Here is a 21,694-nt window from a genome sequence, read left to right as displayed (position 1 = left end):
TCTCTTCCCGGGCGAATCTTACATTCGGATCTCGATAATTCAAGAAAATCTCAGGAAACCGGATCCGGCCGCTGACCAGGTCGAAAGTGGCAGTCGTCAGCCTCTTGGCGCAGGCCAGCGCCGTTTTGTACGCATGTTGCATGCCGCTTCACGCCGAGAGTAAGGTTCTCATAATCGTAAGCGTGATTCTTTGTGGCCGAGATGGCCACCCGCTTGGAAAGTAAAGGCTCGAGGTGAAGACGGCTGTTGTCACCGGTGGCGGCTCCGGCATCGGTCACGCAGTTGCCCAGCGCCTGCGCGCCGATGGTCTTGACGTCGCCACCATCGACCTCAGGCCGTCGGACAGCGATCTCGCCTTCACAGCCGACGTTACGGATCGCTCGCAGGTAGAGGCCGCTTTGTCCGCGATCCGCGCCCGACTGGGACCGATTGCCATTCTGGTCAATGCCGCGGGATTGGACGGGTTCAAGCGCTTCAACCACATCACCTTCGAGGAATGGCGGCGGGTGATCGACGTCAACCTCAACGGGGTTTTCCACATGATCCAGGCCGTGCTGCCCGACATGGTCGAGGCCGGCTGGGGACGAATCGTCAACATCTCCTCGTCGAGCACACATTCCGGTGCGCCGTATATGGCCCACTACGTGTCGGCCAAGTCGGCGGTCAACGGCCTGACGAAATCGCTGGCCCTGGAGTACGGGCCACGTGGCATCACCGTCAACGCCGTGCCACCGGGTTTCATCGACACCCCGATGCTGCGAGCCGCCGAGAAGAACGGGTTCCTCGGCGACATTGACGAGACCATCGCCCGCACCCCGGTCCGCCGAATGGGCAAGCCGGAAGACATCGCTGCCGCGTGCGCCTTCCTGGTGTCCGAGGAAGCCGGCTACATCACCGGCCAACTGTTGGGCGTCAATGGCGGTCGAAACACCTGAACCGTGAGGGAGGAGGAGACATGGTGAAGGTCTGGGTCGATCCAGATCGCTGCCAGACGGTGTCAAGTTCAAAGAGGGTGAGCGACTGCGGATTTCGTGGCCGTGGCCAACCGTGATCCCGCCGTCTTCACCGACCCGGACAAAGTCATCCTCGACCGAAAGCGCAACCGGCAGTTCAGCTTTGGCATCGGCGCGCACTGGTGCATCGGCTCCAACGTCGCGCGCGCACCGTATTCAAATCGATGCTGACTGCCCAGGGCATGCGCAAGCTGCACGCCCGGTCGCAGGATGGGAGCCGGCTGGACGAGACGCTGGAGAAGCTGCAGCGCATCGGCGACGAACAAGAGCTGGCCAGACCCGTCATCCAGCGCACGGAAGCCGCGGTCATCGACTAGCGATACGGAGCCCGTTGACCAGCTCGATTTTCCCGAGTAGGCCTGGTCAGCGTAACCGCGCCTTATATTTAGGCCAACCGCGTGTGCGCAGATGGGAGAGGCAACGGTGAGGTTGTTCGCAGTGAGCCTTGCGGTGACCATGGCAGCGTTGATTCTCCCGCCGGCCGCCCATGCAGACATGCAGGTTGCCAACTACCGGTTGGACACCAACCGGGACCCCGGCCACAGCTGGATTTGGGCGGTTCGGCCGTGCACCTCTCGCGAACCGGGATGCGTGCGAATCCAAGCGATACCTCAGCCCAACGGGCAAGCGGCACCCTATGCCGCAGACGCTCACCTGTCCGACGGCCGGTACACCATGATCGTCGACGTGCCCGATGGTGTGCGCTGCGTGATCCAGTTCTTTCCCTCCCATGATGTCTACTCCTGGGATGCGGTGTCACTCGCCGGTCAGGTGGTCTCCACCTTCGACACCGGATGCGGCGGCGGACCCGGGGGCACCACCACTTACCCGTTCTCGCTCGTGCGATGGTAGCCGCGGCCACACTACGAGCGATCGGAGCTCGGTCGACGAGCACGGTGACGGGCGGAGCGCGCGGTGACTGAGGCGAAAGAACCGCCAGAACATTCGGCTACGTCGAAAGCCGAGGCGATGGCGTTGCTCGAAGAGGCCGAGGCGGAAGCCACCGAAGCTGAGGCGCTGGCCGCCGCGGCACGCGCCCGCGCCCGCGCCGCCAGGCTGCGCCGCGAAGCGCTGGCCCAGGCCGCCGACTCCCCGGAAACCGCAGAATCACCAGCCGACGAGATCGATCAACAATCAACGGCCGACGCCGAACCCGTCGACGACACCGCCGAAGATCTCGACGCGAAGACCGACGGGACGTCCCCCGAGGCGGGCCCCGCGGAGACTGCCGAGGCGGGTCCCGAGAAGACTCCCGAGGCGGTCGAACGGGAATCGCAGGTGCCCAGATGGCGACGCCGGCTGCCGTCGCTGTCGGTGACCGCCAAAGCGATCGCGATCATCCTCATCTGCACGTTCGCCGGCGTCAGCGGATTCATGGCGTGGCAGGACCATGAAGCCGGCGAGCGCGCCCAGCGCGCGGCGAACTTCGTCGCCGGAGCGCGGCAGGGCATCATCAACATGACCTCCTTGGACTTCAACCGAGCCAAGGAAGACGTCCAGCGGGTGCTCGACAGCTCCACCGGCCAATTCAGGGACGACTTTCAGCAGCGCGCCAAGGATTTCGCGTCGGTGGTCGAGCAGTCCAAGGTGGTGACCCAGGGAACGGTGACCGCGGCGGCCGTCGAATCCATGGACGAGCATTCCGCATCCGTATTGGTCTCGGCGACATCGCGGATCACCAACGCCGCGGGCGCCAAGGACGAACCACGGATGTGGCGGCTCCGCGTGACCGTGACCGAAGAAGGCGGGCAGTACAAGATGTCGAAAGTGGACTTCATACCGTGACGGATGAGATCCGCGACGCCGAAACCACCGCGACCCCGGAGCCCGCGGAGCCCGCGGAGGCCGCGAAGCCCGCGGAGGCCGCGGAGGCCGCGAAGCCCACGGGCGACGGCGCGCAAGCCGGAGGTGACGACTCCCCCAAGCGAGCAAAACGCCGGCGGACTTGGTCGCGCACGCTGCGCAACGTGCGGGTCGTTCCCGCGACCCTGGTTCTGCTGCTGCTGATCTCCGGCAGCGGGGCGGCGTGGCTCTATTTCGAGCGGTATCAGCCGAACAAACAAACCGACCCCAGCGTTGCGCGCGCGGTGGTCGAGGCGGCCTCGGACGGGACGGTTGCGTTATTGTCCTACTCACCCGAATCGCTCGACAAGGACTTCGCCAACGCGAAAACGCACCTCTCCGGGGATTTTCTGTCGTACTACAACCAGTTCACCGAGCAGATCGTCGCGCCCGCGGCCAAACAAAAGTCGCTGAAAACGACCGCACACGTGATCGGAGCCGCGGTGTCGGAATTGCATCCGGCTTCGGCGGTGGTCCTCGTGTTCGTCGACCAAAGCACCACAAGCAAGGACATGCCCGATCCCTCGATGTCGGCAAGCAGCGTGCTGGTGAGCATGACCCGAGTCAACGGCAACTGGCTGATCACCAAGTTTGATCCGGTGTGAGCTAGTAAGCGCCTGCCGCCAGGCGAGGCGGTGCGTCACCGGCAGCGGTCGTCGCAGAACACCTTGTCTCCCAAGATGATTCATCGCCGCGAGACGACGGGCCGATAGACACACCCGGGCCTCCGGGGGAGGTTGCAGTTGCTCTGCGGCTGGCGATCCTCAGCCAGGGGTGGCCGTTTCGCCCTGCTCGTGTAACTAGCCGCGAGGCAGGCCCAGTACTCGCTGGGCAATGATGTTGCGCTGAATTTCTGAGGTCCCCCCGGCGATCGTGCCGGCAAAGCTTCTCGCGTAACGCTCGAACCAGCTGCCGAAATAATGGTCCAGGTTCATGTGCGCATAAGGGCCCGTCTGCCCGGGGTGGACCAGACCTTCGGGTCCCGCGCTGTGCAGCGCGTTTTCGAACCCGCGCAGCTCGGCTTCCGAGCCGAACAACTTCAGCACGGAGATCGCGGCCACATCGTCTTCCCCGCGCGCGGCGCGAGCCAACGCCACCGAACCCAGCAGGCGCAGTGCGTGTTTGTCCATGATCGTGGTCGCGTACTGGTCGCGTTCCAACTCCGTGGACGGGCGCCAATCGGCGATCAGATTGTCCATTCGATCGGCGAAACCCAGCCACATCATCGTGCGCTCGTGCCCAAGCGATCCGTTGGCGACCGACCATCCCAGGTCGAGCCCGCCGACCAGGTTCTGCACCGGGACGCGCACGCCGGTGAAGAACACCTCGTTGAAGTCCAGATCGTCGACCGCACAGATCGACGGAAATGGGCGACGCACCACTCCCGGCGTCGCGGTCGGGATGAGTAATGCACTGATTCCCTTGTGCTTCGGCGCATCCGGATTCGTCCGGACGAAGGTCAGCAGCACGTCGGCGTCATGGGCCCCCGACGTCCAGACTTTCTGGCCGTCGACCACGAAGTGGTCGCCGTCGAGCACCGCCCGGGTGCGCAGCGCGGCCAGATCGGACCCGGCGCTGGGCTCGCTCATGCCCAGCGAAGCGGTGATCTCGGCGCGCAGAATCGGAACCGCCCAACGCCGCTTCTGCTCGTCGCTTCCGAACGACAACAGCGACGCCGCAACGATGTTCACGCCTTGCGGATTGAAGCTGTGGTAAATGCGCCGCCGGCACAGTTCCTCGAGATGAACGAACTGCTGGACGACCGTTGCGTTGCGTCCGCCGAATTCGGGCGGTTGACCTGGCAGTAGCCAGCCGTTGTCGAACAGCAGTCGCTGCCAGCGGCGTGCCCACTGCGGCATATGGGACACCGACCGGGGGCGTTCCAGCGTTTCGCTGGCGGCAGGAAGGTTTTCGTCGAGGAACACCCTAAACTCGTCCCGAAAGGCCTCGACGTCGGGATCAAAAGTCAGCTGCACGGTACTCCTCCGCGATTCGTGCCCGATGCTCCGCGGCGCCACCGAGCATCAACTCACCGGCCTTGGCGCGCTTGAGCGCGAACTGCAGGTCGTTCTCCCAGGTAAATCCCATCGCACCGAAAAGCTGTAAGCCGTGCCGGAATACCAGCGACTGGCACTCCCCCGCCGACGCCTTTGCCATCGAGGCGGCCAGCCGCCGGCGGGGATCGTCGGCCGAGATCGTCAAGGCGGCGAAGTAAGCCAACGCACGGGCCCGTTCCACCGCGACATGGATGTCGACGGCCTTGTGCTGGACGGCCTGGAATGAGCCGATCGGCACGCCGAATTGCTGCCGGTTTCGGACGTGATCGAGAACGAGGTCGAGGATGCGCTGGCACGCCCCGACCGTCGTGATTGCCATGCCCGTCAACGCAAGATGTCGTGCGCGTTCCGGGTCGGCCCGCAAGCGGGCAGTGTCGGCGACGCGGACCTCGGCGAACGAGAGATCGGCGACGTGCAGGACGAGGTCGAACACATCCGATCGGCGCGAGGTGACTTGGTTGGCCGCGACGATGAACACCCCCGCATCGGTCACCACCGCCAACCGGTCGACCCGATCGCCGTCCAGTACGTGGCGCGCCGTACCGTCGAGCACCCAGCCCTCGGCGTCCCGGTGCGCGGCAATCCCGTTGTAGATGGCGGTGCCCGACTCGTGCGGGTCGAACGATTCGGCCGCCAATGGCGCGAACTGGCTCATCGTCGCCAGAAACGGCGTGGGGTCGGCCGCGTGCCCCAGTTCTTCCAGCACGATCGCCAATTCCACCGCGCTCGCCGGGTCGTTGAGCTCGGTCCAGCCTTGGTCCACATACGCCTTCCACACGGCCTTCCACAAGTCGGCGCCGTCCTCGGCCACGCCGCGCACTAGCGTGGGCGGACACTGCTTGGCGACGACGTCGCGCACCGTGCTCTGCCACAGCCGCTGATCGGCATCGAACTCCAACAGCATCGGGGCCGCCTCCTGTCGTCAACGCCCAGTGAGAATACCATTCTCGGAACGCGGAAGTAATAATCTCGAATTCGGATTATGTGCTGACTACTTGCGGAAAACGTGGGCGGGACAAATCCCCGATGACGGAGAGGAAAGCGCCGGCCGGCTCACCTCCCGGCGGTCGAGGTCGACGAATTCGGCGAACTCCCAGCTCTCCGCCGCGGGGGACCCGCCGTGAGGCGCCGCTCGGCAGGCCGCATATGCGAGAATGATATTATCGTCATTCAAGAGCGTGACTCGCCTGAGTGACGAGATATCGATAGCTACCAGGGCCGATGACTAATCGAAACGCTTACCGGAAATCCATTGATCGGCGGTCCGGGAGAATGTTAGGTTATCTATCAGTTGACCCGGCCTGGCTCGCTTGCGCCCCGCGAGCCGAAGGATGGCTTTCGTGATCGAGCATGCTGACGGAACCCGAACGCCGGTGATTGACGCCAGCGTGCACATCTTCTTTCCGTCGAACAACGACTTGCGCTCCTTCCTGCGCGAGCCGTTCAAGAGCCGCGGATTCCCCGACTACGAAATGGATTGGTACGGCGCGCCCGGCGGCGAGTACGCGCCGAACACCCAGGGCCCGGACCGTCAGTATCCGGGCTCGGATCCGGAATTCGTTGCCGCGGAGCTATTTTCGAGGCGCGGCGTCGACGTGGCGGTCCTGCACCCGATGGGACGCGGCATCATGCCCGACCGGCACCTGGGCACCGCTTTGCATGCCGCCCACAACGAGATGATGGTTGCGCGCTGGCTTGACTCCCCCGCTTTCGGCGAGCGCTTCCGCGGCACGATCCGGGTCAACCCCGACGACATCGCCGGCGCCGTGCGCGAGATCGGAAAATGGCGGGACCACCGGCGAGTGGTCCAGGTAGGCGTGCCGCTCCAGTCACGCGAGCTTTATGGCAAACCGCAGTTCTGGCCGCTGTGGGAGGCCGCCGCCGAGGCGAATCTTCCGGTCGCGGTGCACATCGAATCGGGCGAGGGCATCGGCTTCCCGCCGACGCCGTCCGGGCACACCCTGACCTACGAGCAATACGTCAGCTTCATGGCGCTGAACTACCTCTATCACCTGATGAACATGATCGCCGAGGGCGTGTTCGAGCGCTTCCCGACGCTGAAGTTCGTGTGGGCCGACGGGGCCGCGGACTTTCTGACCCCGTTCATCTGGCGAATGGACACGTTCGGCCGGCCGCACCTGGAACAGACGCCGTGGGCGCCGCGGATTCCCAGCGATTACCTCCCCGGGCACGTGTACTTCGTCCAGGGCGCCCTCGATGGTCCGGGCGACGCCGAGTTCGCCGGTGAATGGTTCGGCTTCACCGGCAAGGACGACATGGTGATGTTCGGCTCCAGCTATCCGCACTGGCAGTGTGGCGACATCACGAAGCTGCCCAAGGCGCTGTCTGCCGAACAACGCGCGAAGGTGTGCTGGCGCAACGCGGCCGACCTGTACGGGATCGACATTTCGGTCGACCTCGCGGCGGGCTAGTCGCAGAATATGGACGAGGGACTGAGGAGACAGAGATGACGCTGACCCACATGCACGAACGTGTTCCCGCCGCCGAGCGGATAGCCGTCCGGTGTGTCGACTCGGACGTCCATCCGGTACCCAAACGTGGCGAGCTTACCCAGTACATCCCGGAGCCCTGGCGCAGCAAATTCTTTTTGGAACACAAGGTGGGCGAGCTGATCTACTACGACGCTCCCGACTACGCCCACAGCTTCGCGATGCGCGCGGACACCTTCCCGCCCGACGGCGAATTCCCGGGCAGCGACCCGGACATGGCGTTTCGCCAGCTGATCATGGAAGCCGGCTCCGACATCGCCATCCTCGAGCCCGGGGCGCGTACCCCGCGACTGGCCGAAGCCCACCAGGCGTTCTCCAGCGCGCTGAACGACTGGCAGGCCAACCACTGGCTCGACAGCCACAACAACTGGCACCAGCGCTGGCGCGGTTCGATCTGCGCGGCGGTCGAGGATCCCGAGGGGGCGGCCCGGGAGATCGAGAAGTGGGCAGCACACCCGTACATGGCGCAGATTCTGATCAAGGCCGAGCCGCGCCCATCATGGGGCCATCCGAAATACGACCCCATTTGGGCGGCGGCCACCAAGCACGACATCGTGGTGAGTTGTCACCTGTCGCGCAGCAACTACGAGATGCTGCCGACGCCGCCGGTCGGCTTCCCCAGCTACAACCACGATTTCATGGTGACGTACTCGCTGCTGGCCGCCAACCAGGTGATGAGCCTGATCTTCGACGGTGTCTTCGACCGGTTCCCGACCCTGCGCATCGTGTTCGTCGAGCACGCATTCAGCTGGATCCTGCCGTTGATGTGGCGCATGGACGCGATCTACGAGGCGCGCAAGTCACGCGTGGAGATCAAGCGCAAGCCGTCGGAGTACGTCAAGGAGCACATCAAGTTCACCACGCAGCCGCTGGACTACCCGGAGGACAAGACCGAGTTGACGCGCGCCATGGAGTGGATGGAGTGCGACAAGATCCTGTTGTACTCCTCGGATTATCCGCACTGGACGTTCGACGACCCGCGTTGGTTGGTCAAGCACCTTCCCAAAGCGGCCCGGGAAGCAGTGATGTACAAGAACGGCATCGCGACCTACCACCTTCCGGACACCGTGCCGGTCCTCGAGGGCCAGGTCCGGGTGCTCTGAATTGAGGCCTGAAAACGAAGGGCTGGCCGGCACGCAGCCCCAACCCCGCCTCGCGCAGGGCCGTGAGCACGTCGTCGCGACCGTGGACGAAATCCCCCCGGGCAGACACAAACTGGTACCCATTGGACGCCACGGTGTCGGTGTCTACAACGTCAAAGGAACCTTCTACGCCATCGCGAATTACTGTCCGCACCAAGGCGGACCGCTATGCTCCGGGCGCGCCCGGGGACGGACCATCGTCGACGAAACCGCCGCGGGCGACGCGATCATGGTGCGCGATCTGGAGTACATCTATTGCCCTTGGCATCAATGGGGTTTCGAGTTGGCGACCGGCACAACCGCGGTCAAGCCCGAGTGGAGCATCCGCACCTATCCGGTGCGAGTGGTTGGCAATGACGTCCTGGTGATGGCGTGACGGTACGGGAGCATCGGTGCCTGCTATCGAGGTGAACGGCGGAAACGTTGTCTACGAGATTCTCGGGGACACAGGAGATCTCATCGCCCTGACGCCCGGTGGGCGATTCAGCAAGGAAATTCCCGGCCTGCGCCCGCTGGCCGAGGCGCTGGTCGACGGCGGCTACCGGGTGTTGCTGTGGGACCGGCCCAATTGCGGCGCCTCGGACGTGCAGTTCTACGGGCAAAGCGAGTCACACATGCGGGCCGAGACCCTGCGCGGCCTGCTCGGTGCGCTCGGTGTGCAGCGGTGCATCCTCGCCGGGGGATCCGGCGGCGCGAGGGATTCGATGCTTACCACCATGCTCTACCCCGAACTGGTCGAGAGGCTCGTGGTGTGGAACATCGTCGGCGGCATCTACGGCACGTTCGTGCTCGGCTCCTTCTACATCGTTCCCAGCATTCTCGCGGCGCGCGGCACCGGAATGGACGGTGTGATCAAGGTTTCCGAATGGCGCGAACGCATCGAGGAAAACCCGAACAACAAACAGCGATTCCTCGCGTTCGACAAGGATGAATTCCTGAAGGTGATGCTGCGCTGGCTCAACGCGTTCGTCTCCAAGCCCGGCCAGACGATTCCCGGTGTCGAGGACGAGATGTTCGACCGCATCAAGGTTCCCACATTGATCATCCGCGGCGGTGAAAACGACTGGGATCATCCCAAGCGTACTTCGCTGGAAGTCAGCTGCCTGATCAAGGGGTCGAAGCTGATTGATCCGCCATGGCCGGAGGACGCGTGGGAGCGTGCCTCCGAAGAGCGCGCGGCGGGACGCGTGCAGCACTTCAACATGTTCGACACCTGGGTGCTCGCGGCACCGGCAATCCTCGAATTCCTGGGCTCGTGATGTCTCACAGTGCGATAGACGGTGCGCTACACAGTGCGGATGTGAACCTCACAGTTGAGCGATGCCTCCAGCGCGGTGTGGATCCGGCTCTCCGGGATGCGCTCGAGGTCGGCCTCCCGCAGCGTCACGTGGACGATGTCGAAGCCGTCCTCGCCGGGCGACCGGACTATCTCGCCGGTGAGCCCGAACGCGGACAGCACGCCACGCGCGTCGTCGTCGGTTCCCCTGCTGATGAAGGTGACCACGCCGGCTACTGGATCGGTCGCGAAGGCCTTGGCGCACAAGCCTGTTCCGGTGCGCTTCACGGAGTCGACATCGTCACCGGTGATGAGCAACTCCACCTCGCGCCGCCCGGTCGGCATGGACGCGAGATCGTTCTCGACAACCTTTGCGCCGGCCTCGTCGGCGACCCCGAGGAGGGCGGTCATGCCCTCGGTTAGCCGAGCAGTCGTGAGCGCACCGCAGGGGTCGACGTTCACGCGCACCACAGCCGTTCGCATGAGCGCAAGATTAACCGCGACAACTAATTCCGTGGAGAGCTAGCCATGCAATCCAGGCCCGCAACCAGCGCCGCGCCGGCAATCAGCGTCGCCACCTGGCCCGGGTGTCCGTCGCGACTGCTGGGTGACCGACCCGGTGAGTCGCGGGAAAATCACGAGACCTACCGGGCGCTCGGCGGTTACCGGGCCCTTGCACACCCCGACGAATTGCTCGACGAAGTCGAACGTGGAGGGCTGCAGGGCCGCGGCGGCGCGGCCTTCCCGCTCGCGGTGAAGCTGCGTGCCGTCCGTGATAACGGTCGCCGGGCGGGCGGCTGCGTGGTCGTCGCCAACGGCGAGGAGGGCGAACCGGCGTCGATCAAGGATCGCTGGCTGCTGCGGCACCGGCCACACCTGGTGCTTGACGGCCTGCGACTGGCCGCGGCGGTGGTAGCGGCCGACCGCGCCTACGTGTATGTCTCCGACGCGGAATCCGCCCGCAGCGTGGAAAACGCGTTAACGGAACACGCGTTCGGAAACCTCACGATTGAGCTGTTCGAAGTCGAACCGGGCTACATCGCCGGCGAGGAAACCGCGGTCACCCGCGCGATCAACGGCGGCCCGGTCAAGCCGACGGACAAGCCGCCCCGGCCCTTCCAGCAGGGCGTCGGCGGCCTGCCCACCCTGGTGAGCAATGTCGAGACTTTGGCCAACCTGCCGTTCCTGCAGCGGCACGGCTCTGCGGCATTCCGCTCGCTCGGCACGCCGTCCTCCCCCGGGACCCTCCTGGTGACCCTCACCGGCGGCGGCGGTCCACCGGGTCTTTACGAAGTCCCGCACGGCTTGCCGTTCCGTGAACTCCTTGCGCTGCATGGTATTTCGTCCGAAACGGTCCAGGGTGCGCTGCTGGGCGGCTATTTCGCCGGGCTGCTCGGTCGGGCCGTGCTGGAAGCCGCGCTGGACCATGAGGCGCTGCGCGGCCTCGGCAGCGGGCTCGGATGCGGTGCGATCGCGGTGATCACCGACGAGTGTCCCACCGCGGTCGCCGCGTCCGTGCTGGCCTACTTCGACCGCGAAAACGCCGGGCAGTGCGGCTCGTGTTTCAACGGCACCGCGGCGATGGCTGCCGTCGCCGGCGCGCTGCGCGACGGTGTTGCCACCCAAGAGGACCTCGACCGGTTGCGGCGCTGGTCGGTGGTGTTGCGCCGCCGCGGAGCCTGCGCCACGCTGGACGCCGCGACCAACGTGGCGGCAACTCTGCTCGACCAGTTTCCGGAGGCTGTGGCGCGCCATCTCGCCAACGCTTGCGAGACCTGCACTAGCCACGTGTTCCGTGCCCGGCGGCCCTACGAGGCGGAGGCGCAGGTGTACGCGTGAACGACGGCATGAGAATCCATCTCGATCGCACGCTCTGCGACGGTTTCGGCATCTGCGCCAAGCACGCGCCCGCCTACTTCTCGCTCGACGACTGGGGCTACGCGTGCGTGATCGGGGATGGGACCGTTGCTGCTGCCGACCGCGACGCCGTCATGCGCGCGCTGATGGATTGCCCCGTGCACGCCATCATGGAGATGGACGAACGTCGTCCCGACGACGTGCCGCCGCACGCCGGCGGCGACGAGGATCCCGCCGCGCACCTTAAAGTCGAGGCGAACGAAGCCGAGTGGGGTTTCACCCGCTGAGCCGCCCTCTGGTTGCGGCGGCCGCGCGGGCATAAGCTGAAAACAGCAATTTGTCTCCGACTGTCCCTCGGGGAGGCCTGCGATGAGGTGGTTCGATCGTCGTCTGGCCGGCGTTGTCGCGGTCGCGTTCGTGCCGGTGGTGGCGGCGATCGCTGCGCCGCCGGGAGTCAGTTCGGCCGAGTGCGGTCCCAACATGTCCTGGAATCCGGTGACCAACGTGTGCCAACTGCCGCCGACGCCGCCGGACTGGTATCGGGCTCCCCCGCCATACGCGCCCGCATATGCACCGCCGGACGTCCCCCCGCCTCCTCCAACACCATCGTGGGCACGAACGGACCCGGTTTGGAGTGACGGATTTCAGCGTTGGGGCATTGTCGTAGGCGGGGTTTGGGTGCCGCTCTGACACCGGGACATAATCAGCTCGCCACAGCGGCAACAGAGCGTTCAGTTGCGCCCACAGAACTCACCTTGCCGCTATTGGGCAGCGACAACCGGATGACCTTATGCCACGCGGATGCGACCTGGCGAACCAGCGAGCCGGATGCGTAAGTGAGCTCGTACTTTTCGAAAACCGCGCTCACCTGCGGGGCGATTTCCTGATACCGGTTGGACGGCAGGTCGGGGAACAAGTGATGCTCGATCTGAAACGACAGGTTGCCGGTCATCAGGTGCATGAAACGGCTGCCGCTGATGTTGGCCGAGCCGAGCATCTGACGCAGATACCACTGTCCACGCGTTTCGCCGTCGATGCTGTCGTACGCGAAGGTTTCGACACCTTCGGGGAAGTGCCCGCACATGATCACCGAGTGCGTCCACAGGTTTCGCACGACGTTGGCCGTGAGATTGGCCGCGAACGTGGGCAGCGCGCTCGGCCCGGACAGCAGCGGATGGACGAGGTAGTCGCGGGTGGCATGCGTGCGCACCTTGCGTAAGGTCGCCTTCACCCGTGTCCGGAATTGCGGATCGTTCCGGCGCTCTTTGCTTTTGAGGTTTTTGCCGAGTTTGAGGTCGTATGCGGCGATGCCGTACTGGAACATGAAGGCGTTGATCAGGTTCCACAGCGGCTGGCCGAGATGAAACGGGTGCCACGGCTGTTCCTCGTCGACCCGCATGATGCCGTAGCCCAGGTCACCGTCCTTGCCGATCACGTTGGTGTAGGTGTGGTGCTCCTGGTTGTGTGCGTGCTTCCACTGCTCGGCCGGAGAAGCGTTGTCCCACTCCCACGTCGTGGAGTGAATCTTCGGATCGCGCATCCAGTCCCACTGCCCGTGCAGCACGTTATGGCCGATCTCCATGTTTTCGAGGATCTTGGCGACCGAAAGACCGGCCGTGCCGGCGAGCCAAGCCGGCGGGAAGAGGGAAAACAGCAGCACGATTCGGCTCGACGCCTCCAACGTGCGCTGGCCGGCGATGACGCGGCGGATGTACGTCGCGTCAGGTGCGCCTCGGGTGTCGAGCACCTGTTGGCGGATCGCGTCCAGTTCCTTGCCGAGGTCTTCGATGTCTTCGACAGACAGGTGGTCGATGGGACTGACGGGTTTGTTCTGAATCGTGGTCATTGAATGTCCTTCGGATAAGTCAGATATCGAGTTGGCACGGTCCGGCAGCGGCGGAGATACAGGTCTGCACCAACACGCCATCGCCGGGATTGGCTGAGGTGAGGTCACCGTTGCGCACGTCGCGCACAACCCCCCTGCGCAAGGGAACCACGCAACCGAAGCAGACGCCCATCCGGCAGCCGGAGGGCATGAGCACGCCGGCCTCTTCGCCAGCCTCGAGAAGCGTTGCACCAGTGGCTGTTTCGGCGGTAACACCGGAGCGGGTGAAGCTCACCGGGCCACCGTCACCCGTCGAAACCGCGGCGGCGCGGAACCGCTCGGTGCGCAATTTGGTCTCCAATCCCGCTGCCGTGTACTGGTTTTCAAGGTCATCGAGTAAGCCGCCCGGGCCGCACGCCCAGGCGTCGCGCCGCCTCCAATCGGGTACCACCTCAGTCAGCTCCCGAGCGGTCAGCCGCGGGCGCCCGATGGTGTGGTGTTCGATCAGCCGGATCGCCCCGTCGCGGGCGAGCGCCCGGAGCTCTTGACCGAAGACGACGTCATCGGGGCTGCGCGCGCTGTGCACAAGCACCACGTCGCCGAGCGTCTCCGCGTGCGCACGGAGCATGCCCATGACCGGTGTGATGCCGCTGCCGGCGGTGACGAACAGCAGCTTGTCGGGCAGGCGGGCGGGCAGCATGAACTCACCGGCGGCCTGGTCGAGGTGGACGAGGGTACCGACGGTCGCCTCACGCACCAGGTAGTTGGAGACCAGACCGCCGGGGATTGCCGTGACCGTGACCGTGATGTGTGAGGTCTGTCGCGGTGACGATGTGATCGAGTAGGTCCGCCATTGGCGCACCCCGTCGATGTCGATTCCCAGGCGCACGTACTGGCCCGCACGGTGGCCGCCCCAGCCGCGGCCCAGCCGGATCCGCAGAGTGGCACTGGTTCCGGACGCGGTTTCGGGCTTGATCGCCTCGATGCGCCCGCGCAGGTCGGTGCCGCTGGCCAGGGGATTGACCAGATCGATGAAGTCCTGCGGGACCAGCGGCGTGGTGAGCAGGCGGGCGACCGTATTGAGCGTTGTCGGCATGGTATCCATCGTGACTGTCCGAGGAGGCGGATTCTCGACCTATACGGGTGAAAATATGAGCATTTTTTGTTAGTAAGAGATAGTTTTGTCGTATGAGTGCAAGCCGGCTGCAACTTTCGGAACCGACGCTCGCCGCCATGTGGAGCTCCCTGACCTCGGTGGCGGAGCACACCGTGGCCGCGGTCGTGACCGAGGTGCCCAGTTACGCCGACGCGTTCAGCGGTCGGATGGGACGCACGATCGAAGCCGCCGTCGAACAGGCACTCGCCGGATTTCTTCGCCTGACCGCAGAGGGCGCAGACCCGGATAGCTCCCCGAGCGTCAAACCGGCCCTCGACGGCGCATACACCCTGGGGCAAGGTGAGGCACGGCAAGGGCGCTCTACGGACGTGTTGCTCGCCGCCTACCGCGTGGGCGCCCGAACCGCGTGGCGCGAGCTGAGCGCGGTGGCGGTGTCGCACCACGTCGCGGCCGAGACGCTCGGTGTCTTCGCGGAACTCGTCTTCGCGTACATCGACCGGCTGTCCGCCCTCAGTGTCGCCGGTCACGCCGACGAGCTGGCCAAAACGGGCCTGGCTCAACAACGACACCGGGAAAGGCTGGTCCGCCAACTTCTCGCGGGGGCGTCGATCGAGGACCTCGAGACGACCGCCGAGCGGGCCGCGTGGCCGCCACCGCTGACCCTGACGGCGATTGCCGTGAACCGCGGCCGGGAGGGCGGCATCGCCGCCGGTCTCGATCCGCGAACGCTGGAGGTACCCGAGGACGCCGTCGAGCCACTGCCGCGCCCGATCACGATGCTGCTCGTCCCCGACGTCGGTGGCGGAGCCCGATCCGCTTTCGTCGATTCGATGGCGACACCCGGCACGGTGATCGGCCCGGCGCGGCCGTGGGTGGGTGTCCGGGCGTCGGTGCACCGGGTTCTGCGCGCCCTTGAGCTCGGCGATCATTCCGACCCGGCGCTCGACACCGATGACCGGCTGGCAGACCTCGTGGTCGGGGCCGACCCTGAAGCGCTGGCGGATTTGCGTGACCGGGTCCTCGCGCCCATGCGGCACCTGCGGCCGCGCGCTCGCGAAAAACTCGTCGAAACGCTTCGGACATGGCTTTTGCATCAGGGCCGCCGCGACGCGATCGCGGACGCCTTGTTCGTGCATCCGCAGACCGTTCGCTACCGGCTGGGGCAGTTGCACGAGCTGTACGGCGACAGTCTCCGGGAACCCAACGCCCTCATGGAGATGACGATCGCGCTGGCAACCGGCGGCCCATCCGGCGTCGGCTGACCCTAGATCGTGCCTGCTCGGAAGTGATAACGTGATTCTCCGATTCGCATAACGGGCCTATCGGGGTGACCAACCGGGACCGCGCCCGACCGCCAGCCGGAGGTGACGTGACAGCAGCACCGGGACGTCCGTTGCCCCTGATCACGGCCGACAACGAGTTCTTCTGGACCTCCGGAGCCGACGGCACCCTGCGAGTGCAGCAATGCAACGCCTGCGAATCGCTGATCCATCCGCCCGCCCCGGTCTGCCGGTACTGCCGTTCGCGTGACATGGGCGTGCGGGCCGTGTCGGGCAGCGCCACGCTGGCCGGATTCACGGTGAATCACCGGTTCAGCGTGCCCGGCCTGCCGGCGCCGTACGTGGTCGCCCAGGTGGCGATCACCGAAGACCCCCGAATAAGGCTGACCACCAACATCATTGACTGCGATCCCGATGAACTCGAGCTCGGCCAACGCGTGGAGGTGGTCTTTGAGCAGATCGAGGACGTGTGGCTGCCGCTGTTTCGACCGTCCGCGGACGGCCCGGCCGCTCCGCTGCCGGATGACGAGATTGCGCCGGAGCGCTTCGGTGAGCACGTCCGGCCGATGCTGACGACGGAGAAGTTCGAGGACAGGGTAGCGCTCACCGGGATCGGCATGTCGCCCATCGGGCGTCGGTTGATGCAGCCGCCGCTGTCGCTCACCGTGCAAGCGTGCGAGGCGGCGATCGCCGATGCCGGACTGACCTTCGCCGAGATCGACGGTCTGTCAACCTATCCCGGCGGCGGCAACCTCGGTGGCTTCGGCGAGGGCGGCATCACCGCCTTGGAGGCGGCCCTGGGAATCCGGCCGACCTGGCACAACGGCGGCATAGAAACCTTCGGGCCGGGCGGATCGGTGATCGCCGCGATGCTCGCGGTCGCGTGCGGCCTGGCACGCCACGTTTTGTGCTTCCGGACGCTGTGGGAAGCCACCTACAACGAGCTGATGAAGCGGGGCAAGATCGCCCCATCCATGGGCCGCACCGCCAGTTGGCAGTTCCCGTTCGGCGCCACGTCGGCGGCCCACACGCTGGCGATGAACGCGCAGCGGCACTTCCACCGTTACGGCACCACTAAAGAGACCCTGGGCTGGATCGCATTGAATCAGCGCGCCAACGCCGAGCTGAACCCGACTGCCGTCTACCGGTCGCCGATGACGATGGACGACTATCTCACCGCGCGGCCCATCACTACGCCCTTCGGCTTGTACGACTGCGACGTGCCCTGCGATGCAGCAATAGCCGTCATCGTCTCCGCCGCCGACGCGGCACGCGACCTGGCGAAGCCGCCCGTCCTGGTGGAGGCGGTGGGCACGCAGATCATCGAACGCATCGACTGGGACCAGAGCACCTTGACCCACGAACCGCAGGTGCTGGGCCAAGCGGCCCACGTGTGGACGCGGACCTCGCTGCGACCCGCCGATGTGGACGTCGCCGAACTGTACGACGGGTTCACCATGAACTGCCTGTCCTGGATCGAAGCGCTCGGCTTCTGCGGGATCGGAGAAGCCAAAGAATTCCTCGACGGCGGCAAGGCCATCGCGCGCGATGGCCAGCTGCCGCTCAACACGCACGGCGGGCAACTCTCGCACGGCCGCACCCACGGCATGGGCCTGCTGCACGAGGCGATCAGTCAACTGCGCGGCGAGGCCGGCGACCGCCAGGTCGCCGCTGCCCGCGTCGGCGTGGTCAGCAGCGGCGGCCTGACCCCCAGCGGGGTCCTGTTGTTGCGGGCCGGCACGTGAGTGCGCCGGCTCCGCGGCCCCGAGTGGTGATCGTCGACCGCGTGCCGATGTCCGCTCTGGTCGCCGAGGCTCCCGAACCCAAGGCGGTGATCGTCGCCATCCACGGCGGAGGCACGACCGCGATCTATTTCGACTGCCCGGGCCACCCGTCCTTCTCTCTGCTACGAAGCGGCGCGGCAGCGGGATTCACTGTTGTGGCGCTCGATCGGCCCGGCTACGGCAGCTCCGCGCCCTATCCCGAGGCGATGACCCGGCCGGAGCAGCGGGTCAACCTCGCATACGGGGCGGTGGACAGGGTCCTCGGGGAACGGCCACGCGGCGCAGGCATGTTCGTGATGGGTCATTCGGGCGGCTGCGAACTGACGATCCGGATGGGCGCCGACGCGCGCGGCGCCGACCTGCTGGGCATCGAACTGGCGGGCACCGGGCGCCACTATCACCCGGCGGCCCGGGAGATCTTGAAAACGGCCACCCGGGAAAGGCGCCCGGCGGGCCTGCGCGAGTTGCTGTGGCACCCTGAGCGGCTGTATCCGCCCGACGTCCTCACCGGGGCGACCGTTTATCCGGGAGCCCCCGCCTACGAGGACGAAATGGTGTCAAACTGGGCCCGCCGCGACTTTCCGGCGCTCGCCCCGGCCATCCGGGTACCGGTGCAGTTCACCATTGCCGAGCACGAAAGGGTTTGGCAGACAGACCCTTTGGAGCTGACCAAGATTGCGGACATGTTCGGCGGCTCCCCGCGATTCACCATCCACCGGCAACCCGAGGCCGGCCACAACATCAGCCTCGGCTACACCGCCGCGGACTACCACTCGAAGGTCTTCGCGTTCGCCGGCGAATGTGTGAAGGCGCGAGACCTCGACCTGGAGGCCGGGTGAGGGTCGGATTTATCGGGCTGGGCAGCCAGGGCGGACCGATGGCGCGGCGGATCGTCGACGGCGGCTACGAGACGACGTTGTGGGCGCGCAGGCCGGCGACGCTCGAGCCGTTCGCCGCGACCCGGGCGAAGGTGGCCGCGTCACGGGTCGAACTCGCCGCGGCCAGCGATCTGGTGTGCCTGTGCGTCGTCGGCGACGCTGACATCGAGGAGATCGCCTACCGCGGGCAGGGGCTGCTTTCGGCGATGAAACCTGGCAGCGTCATCGCGGTGCACAGCACCGTGCATCCCGATACCTGCCGTACTCTCGCGAAACATGCTGAGGATCGGGGTATTTCGGTGATCGACGCGCCGGTGAGCGGCGGCGGCAAGGCGGCGTCGGAGGGGCGTCTGCTCGTGATGGTCGGCGGCGACACCGACGCCGTCGAGCGCTGCCGCCCCGTCTTGGAGACCTACGCCGACCCGGTCATACACGTCGGCGACCTGGGATCGGGCCAAACGACCAAACTGCTCAACAACTTGCTGTTCACCGCCAACCTCGGAATGGCGGCCACCACGCTGGCACTGGCCGATGACCTGGGCGTCGCACCCGACCGGCTCGTCGAGGTGGTTTCGCACAGCAGCGGAAACAGCTTCGCACTCAATGCCCTCGGCGGAGTCGGTGGCCTGGAACGGCTGGCCGGGTTGGCGGGGACGCTGCTGCAAAAGGACATCCGACTTGTGGTCGAACTCGCTGACCGGGCCGCGGCTCGCGCCGGAGCGGTGCTCGACGCGGCCGACGCCACCCTGGCGTTGATGGGCACACCCCGATGACGGCCGGGAAGGTTTGCGATGCCAACGTTTTGGCCTTTCCGGTCCGTCCTGAACCCGCTACCGTTAGCGTTACAGTCACGACGTCCACTGTAACGGTGTCAGCCCGCAACTCGCCAGCGAGGAGTGTCCGATGACCACATCGAAGCTTGTCTTCGATCCGTTTTCCGAAGAGTTTTTCAACGGCCCGTGGGAGACGTACCGACGGATGCAGGACGAAGCGCCGGTCTACTACAGCGAGGAATACGACTTCTACGCGCTGACTCGGCACGCCGACGTGGCCGCGGGCCTGAAGGATTTCGCGACCTACTCCTCGGCTTACGGCATTGACTTGTCGATGGTGCGATCCGGGGAACGGCCACCGCAGGCGATCATCTTCATGGATCCCCCTGACCATCGCCACATGCGCAGCCTGCTCAACAAGGTGTTCACGCCGCGCGCGATTGAATCTCAGCGGCAGATGGTCACCGAGAAGGTGGACAAGTACCTCAACGCGGTCGACCCCGCTCGGTTTGACGCGGTGCAGGACTTTTCCGGGCCATTCCCGGTCGAGGTGATCACCACGATGCTGGGCGTGCCCGAGGATCGAGCGCAGCAAATACGTCACTGGATCGACGAATCGCTGACCCGAGAGCCGGGACAGGTCGAGGTCGGCGAGTCGGGCATGCAGGCCAACATCAACACCGCGATGCTGTACTACGACCTCGTCATCCAACGCCGCGCGGAGCCACGCGACGACCTGTTCACCAAGCTCATAAGAGCAGAGATTGAATGCGAGGATGGTGTCACGAGGATGTTGGATGACCTCGAGATTGCCGGATTCGCAACGTTATTGGGCGGTGCCGGCGCCGAAACCGTCACCAAGCTCGTGGGCAATGCCACCGTGGTGTTCGCCCGCAACCCCGAGCAGTGGCAGAAGCTGCTCGACGACCGCAGCAAGATCCCGGCCGCGGTCGAGGAATTGTTGCGCTACGAGGCGCCCTCCCAATACCAAGTCCGCCGCTCGATGAGAGACCTCGAGTTGCACGGCGTCACAATCCCGGCGGGTAAGCCGGTGTTTCTCATCAACGGCGCGGCCAACCGCGACCCCGAGGCGTGGACCGATCCCGAGACGTTCGACATCGATCGGGACCGGTCTGAGGCGCAGAACCTGGGTTTCGGCTACGGCATTCACAGCTGCCTCGGCGCGGCGCTGGCCCGCATGGAAAGCGCCATCGCGCTTGACAAACTGCTCGACTTCATGCCCCGTTTTTCGGTTGACTGGGCGGGTTGCCAGCGCGTCCGCATGCAAAATGTTCTTGGATGGAAAAACGTACCGGTGAGGGTATTGCGATGAGAATCGAAGTGGATTGGGGTCTGTGCGAAAGCAACGGCGTCTGCATGGGCATCAATCCGGAGGTCTTTCACCTCGGCGACGACGACATGCTGACCGTCTTGCAGCCCGAGGTCACCCCGGAGATCGAGTCGGACGTGCGCGAGGCCGTCCGTCAATGCCCCCGGCAGGCGATCTCGATCGTTCCATAGTCGCGAGCGTCGACTTGGTCGGGCCACCGAGCCCGAATCGCAACAACACGTACAGGTTCGCGATCGTCAGGTCTCGCTGATCGCCTGCTCCGGGCAGCACTCGATGGCTTCCCGGGTGGCCGCCTCCAAATCCATGGCGACCTCGGACGCTATCGCCTGGGCGTAGCCGTCGTCGGTCAGGCTGAACACCTCGGGGCAAAGCGTGACGCACACCCCGTGACCGCGGCAGCGATCCGCGTCGACCTCGACTTTCATGCCGGCGTGAACTCCAGATGCAATTCGGTCAGACCGCGCAGTATGTAGGTCGGAACGTATTGGTAGCGCCGGTCGCTCGCCGGACCATGAAAGCGCTCATTGATCCTGATGTCCGATGTCCGGTCGAACAGCCGCTCGATCGCCACCCGGGTTTCGGCTCTCGCCAGCGGCGCGCCCGGGCAACTGTGGATTCCGCGGCCGAACGAAATGTGCTGGCGGGCGTTCTTGCGGCCGGGATCGAAGGCCGCGGGATCTTCGAACCGGCGCGGATCGCGATTGGCCGCCGCCTGCACCACCATGACGGTGGAGCCCGCGGGCAGGTCGACCCCGCCGACGTTGACGGGCACCCGGTTCATCCGGAAGTCGCCCTTGACCGGACTTTCGATGCGCAGCGCCTCCTCGATGAAGTTGGGGATCAGGCTACGGTCCTTGCGCAACTGAGCCTGCATATCCGGCCTTTCGCCGATTGTCTGCAGAGCGGCCCCCAACAGCCGCACGGTGGTCTCCTGCCCCGCCGAGAAGACGTTGCTCGCGACGCGGGCCACGTCTTCGACTTCTGGAACA

General features: G+C 65.5%; 23 protein-coding genes and 1 pseudogene. 17 read left to right on the top strand and 7 right to left on the bottom strand.

The features are described from left to right. Positions 1-233 precede the first annotated feature (233 nt). The 5 genes and pseudogenes from JO059_RS00265 (at position 234) to JO059_RS00245 (ending at position 3,460) form a co-directional block, all read left to right on the top strand. The gene (locus JO059_RS00265; protein ID WP_293313633.1) at positions 234-935 is read left to right on the top strand and encodes an SDR family NAD(P)-dependent oxidoreductase; all 702 of its coding nucleotides are present in this window, start codon (positions 234-236) and stop codon (positions 933-935) included. A 55-nt stretch (positions 936-990) separates the two neighbouring features. Beyond that, positions 991-1,330, top strand: a pseudogene (locus JO059_RS00260) (cytochrome P450); the annotation flags it as partial. A gap of 91 nt (positions 1,331-1,421) precedes the next feature. Further along, complete coding sequence (locus tag JO059_RS00255) at positions 1,422-1,865, top strand: hypothetical protein (protein WP_293313630.1); 444 nt, start codon at positions 1,422-1,424, stop codon at positions 1,863-1,865. A gap of 63 nt (positions 1,866-1,928) precedes the next feature. Beyond that, positions 1,929-2,798, top strand: coding sequence for a hypothetical protein (locus JO059_RS00250; RefSeq protein ID WP_293313627.1), 870 nt, complete (start codon positions 1,929-1,931; stop codon positions 2,796-2,798). Next, complete coding sequence (locus tag JO059_RS00245) at positions 2,795-3,460, top strand: hypothetical protein (protein WP_293313623.1); 666 nt, start codon at positions 2,795-2,797, stop codon at positions 3,458-3,460. Before JO059_RS00250 ends, JO059_RS00245 begins: the two co-directional genes overlap by 4 nt. A 195-nt stretch (positions 3,461-3,655) precedes the next feature. On the opposite strand, the gene JO059_RS00240 is transcribed toward JO059_RS00245, so the two are convergent. Both JO059_RS00240 and JO059_RS00235 read right to left on the bottom strand, forming a co-directional pair. Beyond that, on the bottom strand, positions 3,656-4,831 hold the full coding sequence (locus tag JO059_RS00240; RefSeq protein WP_293313620.1) for an acyl-CoA dehydrogenase family protein: 1,176 nt from the start codon (positions 4,829-4,831) through the stop codon (positions 3,656-3,658). After that, entirely contained in the window at positions 4,815-5,816 is a 1,002-nt protein-coding gene (locus JO059_RS00235) for an acyl-CoA dehydrogenase family protein (protein WP_293313617.1), read from the bottom strand. Before JO059_RS00235 ends, JO059_RS00240 begins: the two co-directional genes overlap by 17 nt. Positions 5,817-6,252: 436 nt before the next feature. On the opposite strand from JO059_RS00235, the gene JO059_RS00230 reads away from it, so the two are divergent. From JO059_RS00230 to JO059_RS00215, 4 genes are read left to right on the top strand one after another with little or no spacing between them, the layout of a single operon-like run. Next, positions 6,253-7,344 carry an amidohydrolase family protein gene (locus tag JO059_RS00230; RefSeq protein WP_293313614.1) on the top strand — a complete coding sequence of 364 codons (1,092 nt, stop codon included), beginning with the start codon at positions 6,253-6,255 and terminating at the stop codon, positions 7,342-7,344. Positions 7,345-7,379: 35 nt separating this feature from the next. After that, positions 7,380-8,525, top strand: coding sequence for an amidohydrolase family protein (locus tag JO059_RS00225; protein ID WP_293313611.1), 1,146 nt, complete (start codon positions 7,380-7,382; stop codon positions 8,523-8,525). 22 nt (positions 8,526-8,547) lie between these two features. Continuing rightward, positions 8,548-8,940, top strand: a complete 393-nt coding sequence (locus tag JO059_RS00220; RefSeq protein WP_293313659.1) for a Rieske 2Fe-2S domain-containing protein — start codon at positions 8,548-8,550, stop codon at positions 8,938-8,940. Positions 8,941-8,956: 16 nt separating this feature from the next. Then, entirely contained in the window at positions 8,957-9,823 is an 867-nt protein-coding gene (locus JO059_RS00215) for an alpha/beta hydrolase (RefSeq protein ID WP_293313608.1), read from the top strand. 26 nt (positions 9,824-9,849) lie between these two features. Here the strand turns inward: JO059_RS00215 and JO059_RS00210 are convergent, their stop codons facing one another. After that, positions 9,850-10,323, bottom strand: a complete 474-nt coding sequence (locus tag JO059_RS00210; protein WP_293313606.1) for a hypothetical protein — start codon at positions 10,321-10,323, stop codon at positions 9,850-9,852. A gap of 45 nt (positions 10,324-10,368) precedes the next feature. Here JO059_RS00210 and JO059_RS00205 point away from each other — a divergent pair, with 45 nt between their 5' ends. Both JO059_RS00205 and JO059_RS00200 read left to right on the top strand, forming a co-directional pair. Next, positions 10,369-11,679, top strand: coding sequence for an NADH-ubiquinone oxidoreductase-F iron-sulfur binding region domain-containing protein (locus JO059_RS00205; RefSeq protein WP_293313604.1), 1,311 nt, complete (start codon positions 10,369-10,371; stop codon positions 11,677-11,679). An 8-nt stretch (positions 11,680-11,687) separates the two neighbouring features. Then, a complete protein-coding gene (locus tag JO059_RS00200; protein WP_293313656.1) occupies positions 11,688-11,984 on the top strand; it encodes a ferredoxin in 297 nt (98 codons plus the stop codon). 416 nt (positions 11,985-12,400) lie between these two features. Here JO059_RS00200 and JO059_RS00195 read toward each other — a convergent pair whose 3' ends face one another. Further along, entirely contained in the window at positions 12,401-13,543 is a 1,143-nt protein-coding gene (locus JO059_RS00195) for an acyl-CoA desaturase (RefSeq protein WP_293313601.1), read from the bottom strand. A gap of 19 nt (positions 13,544-13,562) precedes the next feature. Beyond that, the gene (locus JO059_RS00190; RefSeq protein WP_293313598.1) at positions 13,563-14,618 is read right to left on the bottom strand and encodes a ferredoxin reductase; all 1,056 of its coding nucleotides are present in this window, start codon (positions 14,616-14,618) and stop codon (positions 13,563-13,565) included. Positions 14,619-14,710: 92 nt separating this feature from the next. Between JO059_RS00190 and JO059_RS00185 the strand changes: the two genes are divergently transcribed. The 6 genes from JO059_RS00185 (at position 14,711) to JO059_RS00160 (ending at position 20,875) form a co-directional block, all read left to right on the top strand. Then, on the top strand, positions 14,711-15,901 hold the full coding sequence (locus tag JO059_RS00185) for a helix-turn-helix domain-containing protein (protein ID WP_293313595.1): 1,191 nt from the start codon (positions 14,711-14,713) through the stop codon (positions 15,899-15,901). Between the two features lie 107 nt (positions 15,902-16,008). After that, positions 16,009-17,664: an OB-fold domain-containing protein gene (locus tag JO059_RS00180; RefSeq protein WP_293313592.1), complete on the top strand. Its 1,656-nt coding sequence runs from the start codon at positions 16,009-16,011 to the stop codon at positions 17,662-17,664. Continuing rightward, the gene (locus JO059_RS00175) at positions 17,661-18,542 is read left to right on the top strand and encodes an alpha/beta hydrolase (protein WP_293313589.1); all 882 of its coding nucleotides are present in this window, start codon (positions 17,661-17,663) and stop codon (positions 18,540-18,542) included. Before JO059_RS00180 ends, JO059_RS00175 begins: the two co-directional genes overlap by 4 nt. After that, a complete protein-coding gene (locus JO059_RS00170) occupies positions 18,539-19,354 on the top strand; it encodes an NAD(P)-dependent oxidoreductase (RefSeq protein WP_293313586.1) in 816 nt (271 codons plus the stop codon). Before JO059_RS00175 ends, JO059_RS00170 begins: the two co-directional genes overlap by 4 nt. 130 nt (positions 19,355-19,484) lie before the next feature. Then, the gene (locus tag JO059_RS00165; RefSeq protein ID WP_293313583.1) at positions 19,485-20,687 is read left to right on the top strand and encodes a cytochrome P450; all 1,203 of its coding nucleotides are present in this window, start codon (positions 19,485-19,487) and stop codon (positions 20,685-20,687) included. Further along, entirely contained in the window at positions 20,678-20,875 is a 198-nt protein-coding gene (locus JO059_RS00160) for a ferredoxin (RefSeq protein ID WP_293313653.1), read from the top strand. The genes JO059_RS00165 and JO059_RS00160 overlap by 10 nt, the downstream gene beginning before the upstream one ends. A 66-nt stretch (positions 20,876-20,941) precedes the next feature. Here JO059_RS00160 and JO059_RS00155 read toward each other — a convergent pair whose 3' ends face one another. Beyond that, positions 20,942-21,130 carry a ferredoxin gene (locus JO059_RS00155; RefSeq protein ID WP_293313580.1) on the bottom strand — a complete coding sequence of 63 codons (189 nt, stop codon included), beginning with the start codon at positions 21,128-21,130 and terminating at the stop codon, positions 20,942-20,944. After that, the coding region (locus tag JO059_RS00150; RefSeq protein WP_293313578.1) for a cytochrome P450 at positions 21,127-21,694 on the bottom strand (568 nt) is incomplete at its 5' end. The genes JO059_RS00150 and JO059_RS00155, both read right to left, overlap by 4 nt.

It is taken from the genome of Mycobacterium sp. (assembly GCF_019247615.1).
Classification (GTDB): Bacteria; Actinomycetota; Actinomycetes; order Mycobacteriales; family Mycobacteriaceae; genus Mycobacterium.
This window is presented reverse-complemented; position numbering and strand designations above follow the sequence as displayed.

Bases quoted from the DNA above. Each gene is read 5' to 3' on its own strand.
- JO059_RS00255 (WP_293313630.1), top strand. From the start codon at position 1,422: ATGGGAGAGGCAACGGTGAGGTTGTTCGCAGTGAGCCTTGCGGTGACC.
- JO059_RS00235 (WP_293313617.1), bottom strand. From the start codon at position 5,816: ATGCTGTTGGAGTTCGATGCCGATCAGCGGCTGTGGCAGAGCACGGTG.
- JO059_RS00225 (WP_293313611.1), top strand. From the start codon at position 7,380: ATGACGCTGACCCACATGCACGAACGTGTTCCCGCCGCCGAGCGGATA.
- JO059_RS00210 (WP_293313606.1), bottom strand. From the start codon at position 10,323: ATGCGAACGGCTGTGGTGCGCGTGAACGTCGACCCCTGCGGTGCGCTC.
- JO059_RS00205 (WP_293313604.1), top strand. From the start codon at position 10,369: ATGCAATCCAGGCCCGCAACCAGCGCCGCGCCGGCAATCAGCGTCGCC.
- JO059_RS00200 (WP_293313656.1), top strand. From the start codon at position 11,688: ATGAGAATCCATCTCGATCGCACGCTCTGCGACGGTTTCGGCATCTGC.
- JO059_RS00195 (WP_293313601.1), bottom strand. From the start codon at position 13,543: ATGACCACGATTCAGAACAAACCCGTCAGTCCCATCGACCACCTGTCT.
- JO059_RS00190 (WP_293313598.1), bottom strand. From the start codon at position 14,618: ATGCCGACAACGCTCAATACGGTCGCCCGCCTGCTCACCACGCCGCTG.
- JO059_RS00185 (WP_293313595.1), top strand. From the start codon at position 14,711: ATGAGTGCAAGCCGGCTGCAACTTTCGGAACCGACGCTCGCCGCCATG.
- JO059_RS00165 (WP_293313583.1), top strand. From the start codon at position 19,485: ATGACCACATCGAAGCTTGTCTTCGATCCGTTTTCCGAAGAGTTTTTC.
- JO059_RS00155 (WP_293313580.1), bottom strand. From the start codon at position 21,130: ATGAAAGTCGAGGTCGACGCGGATCGCTGCCGCGGTCACGGGGTGTGC.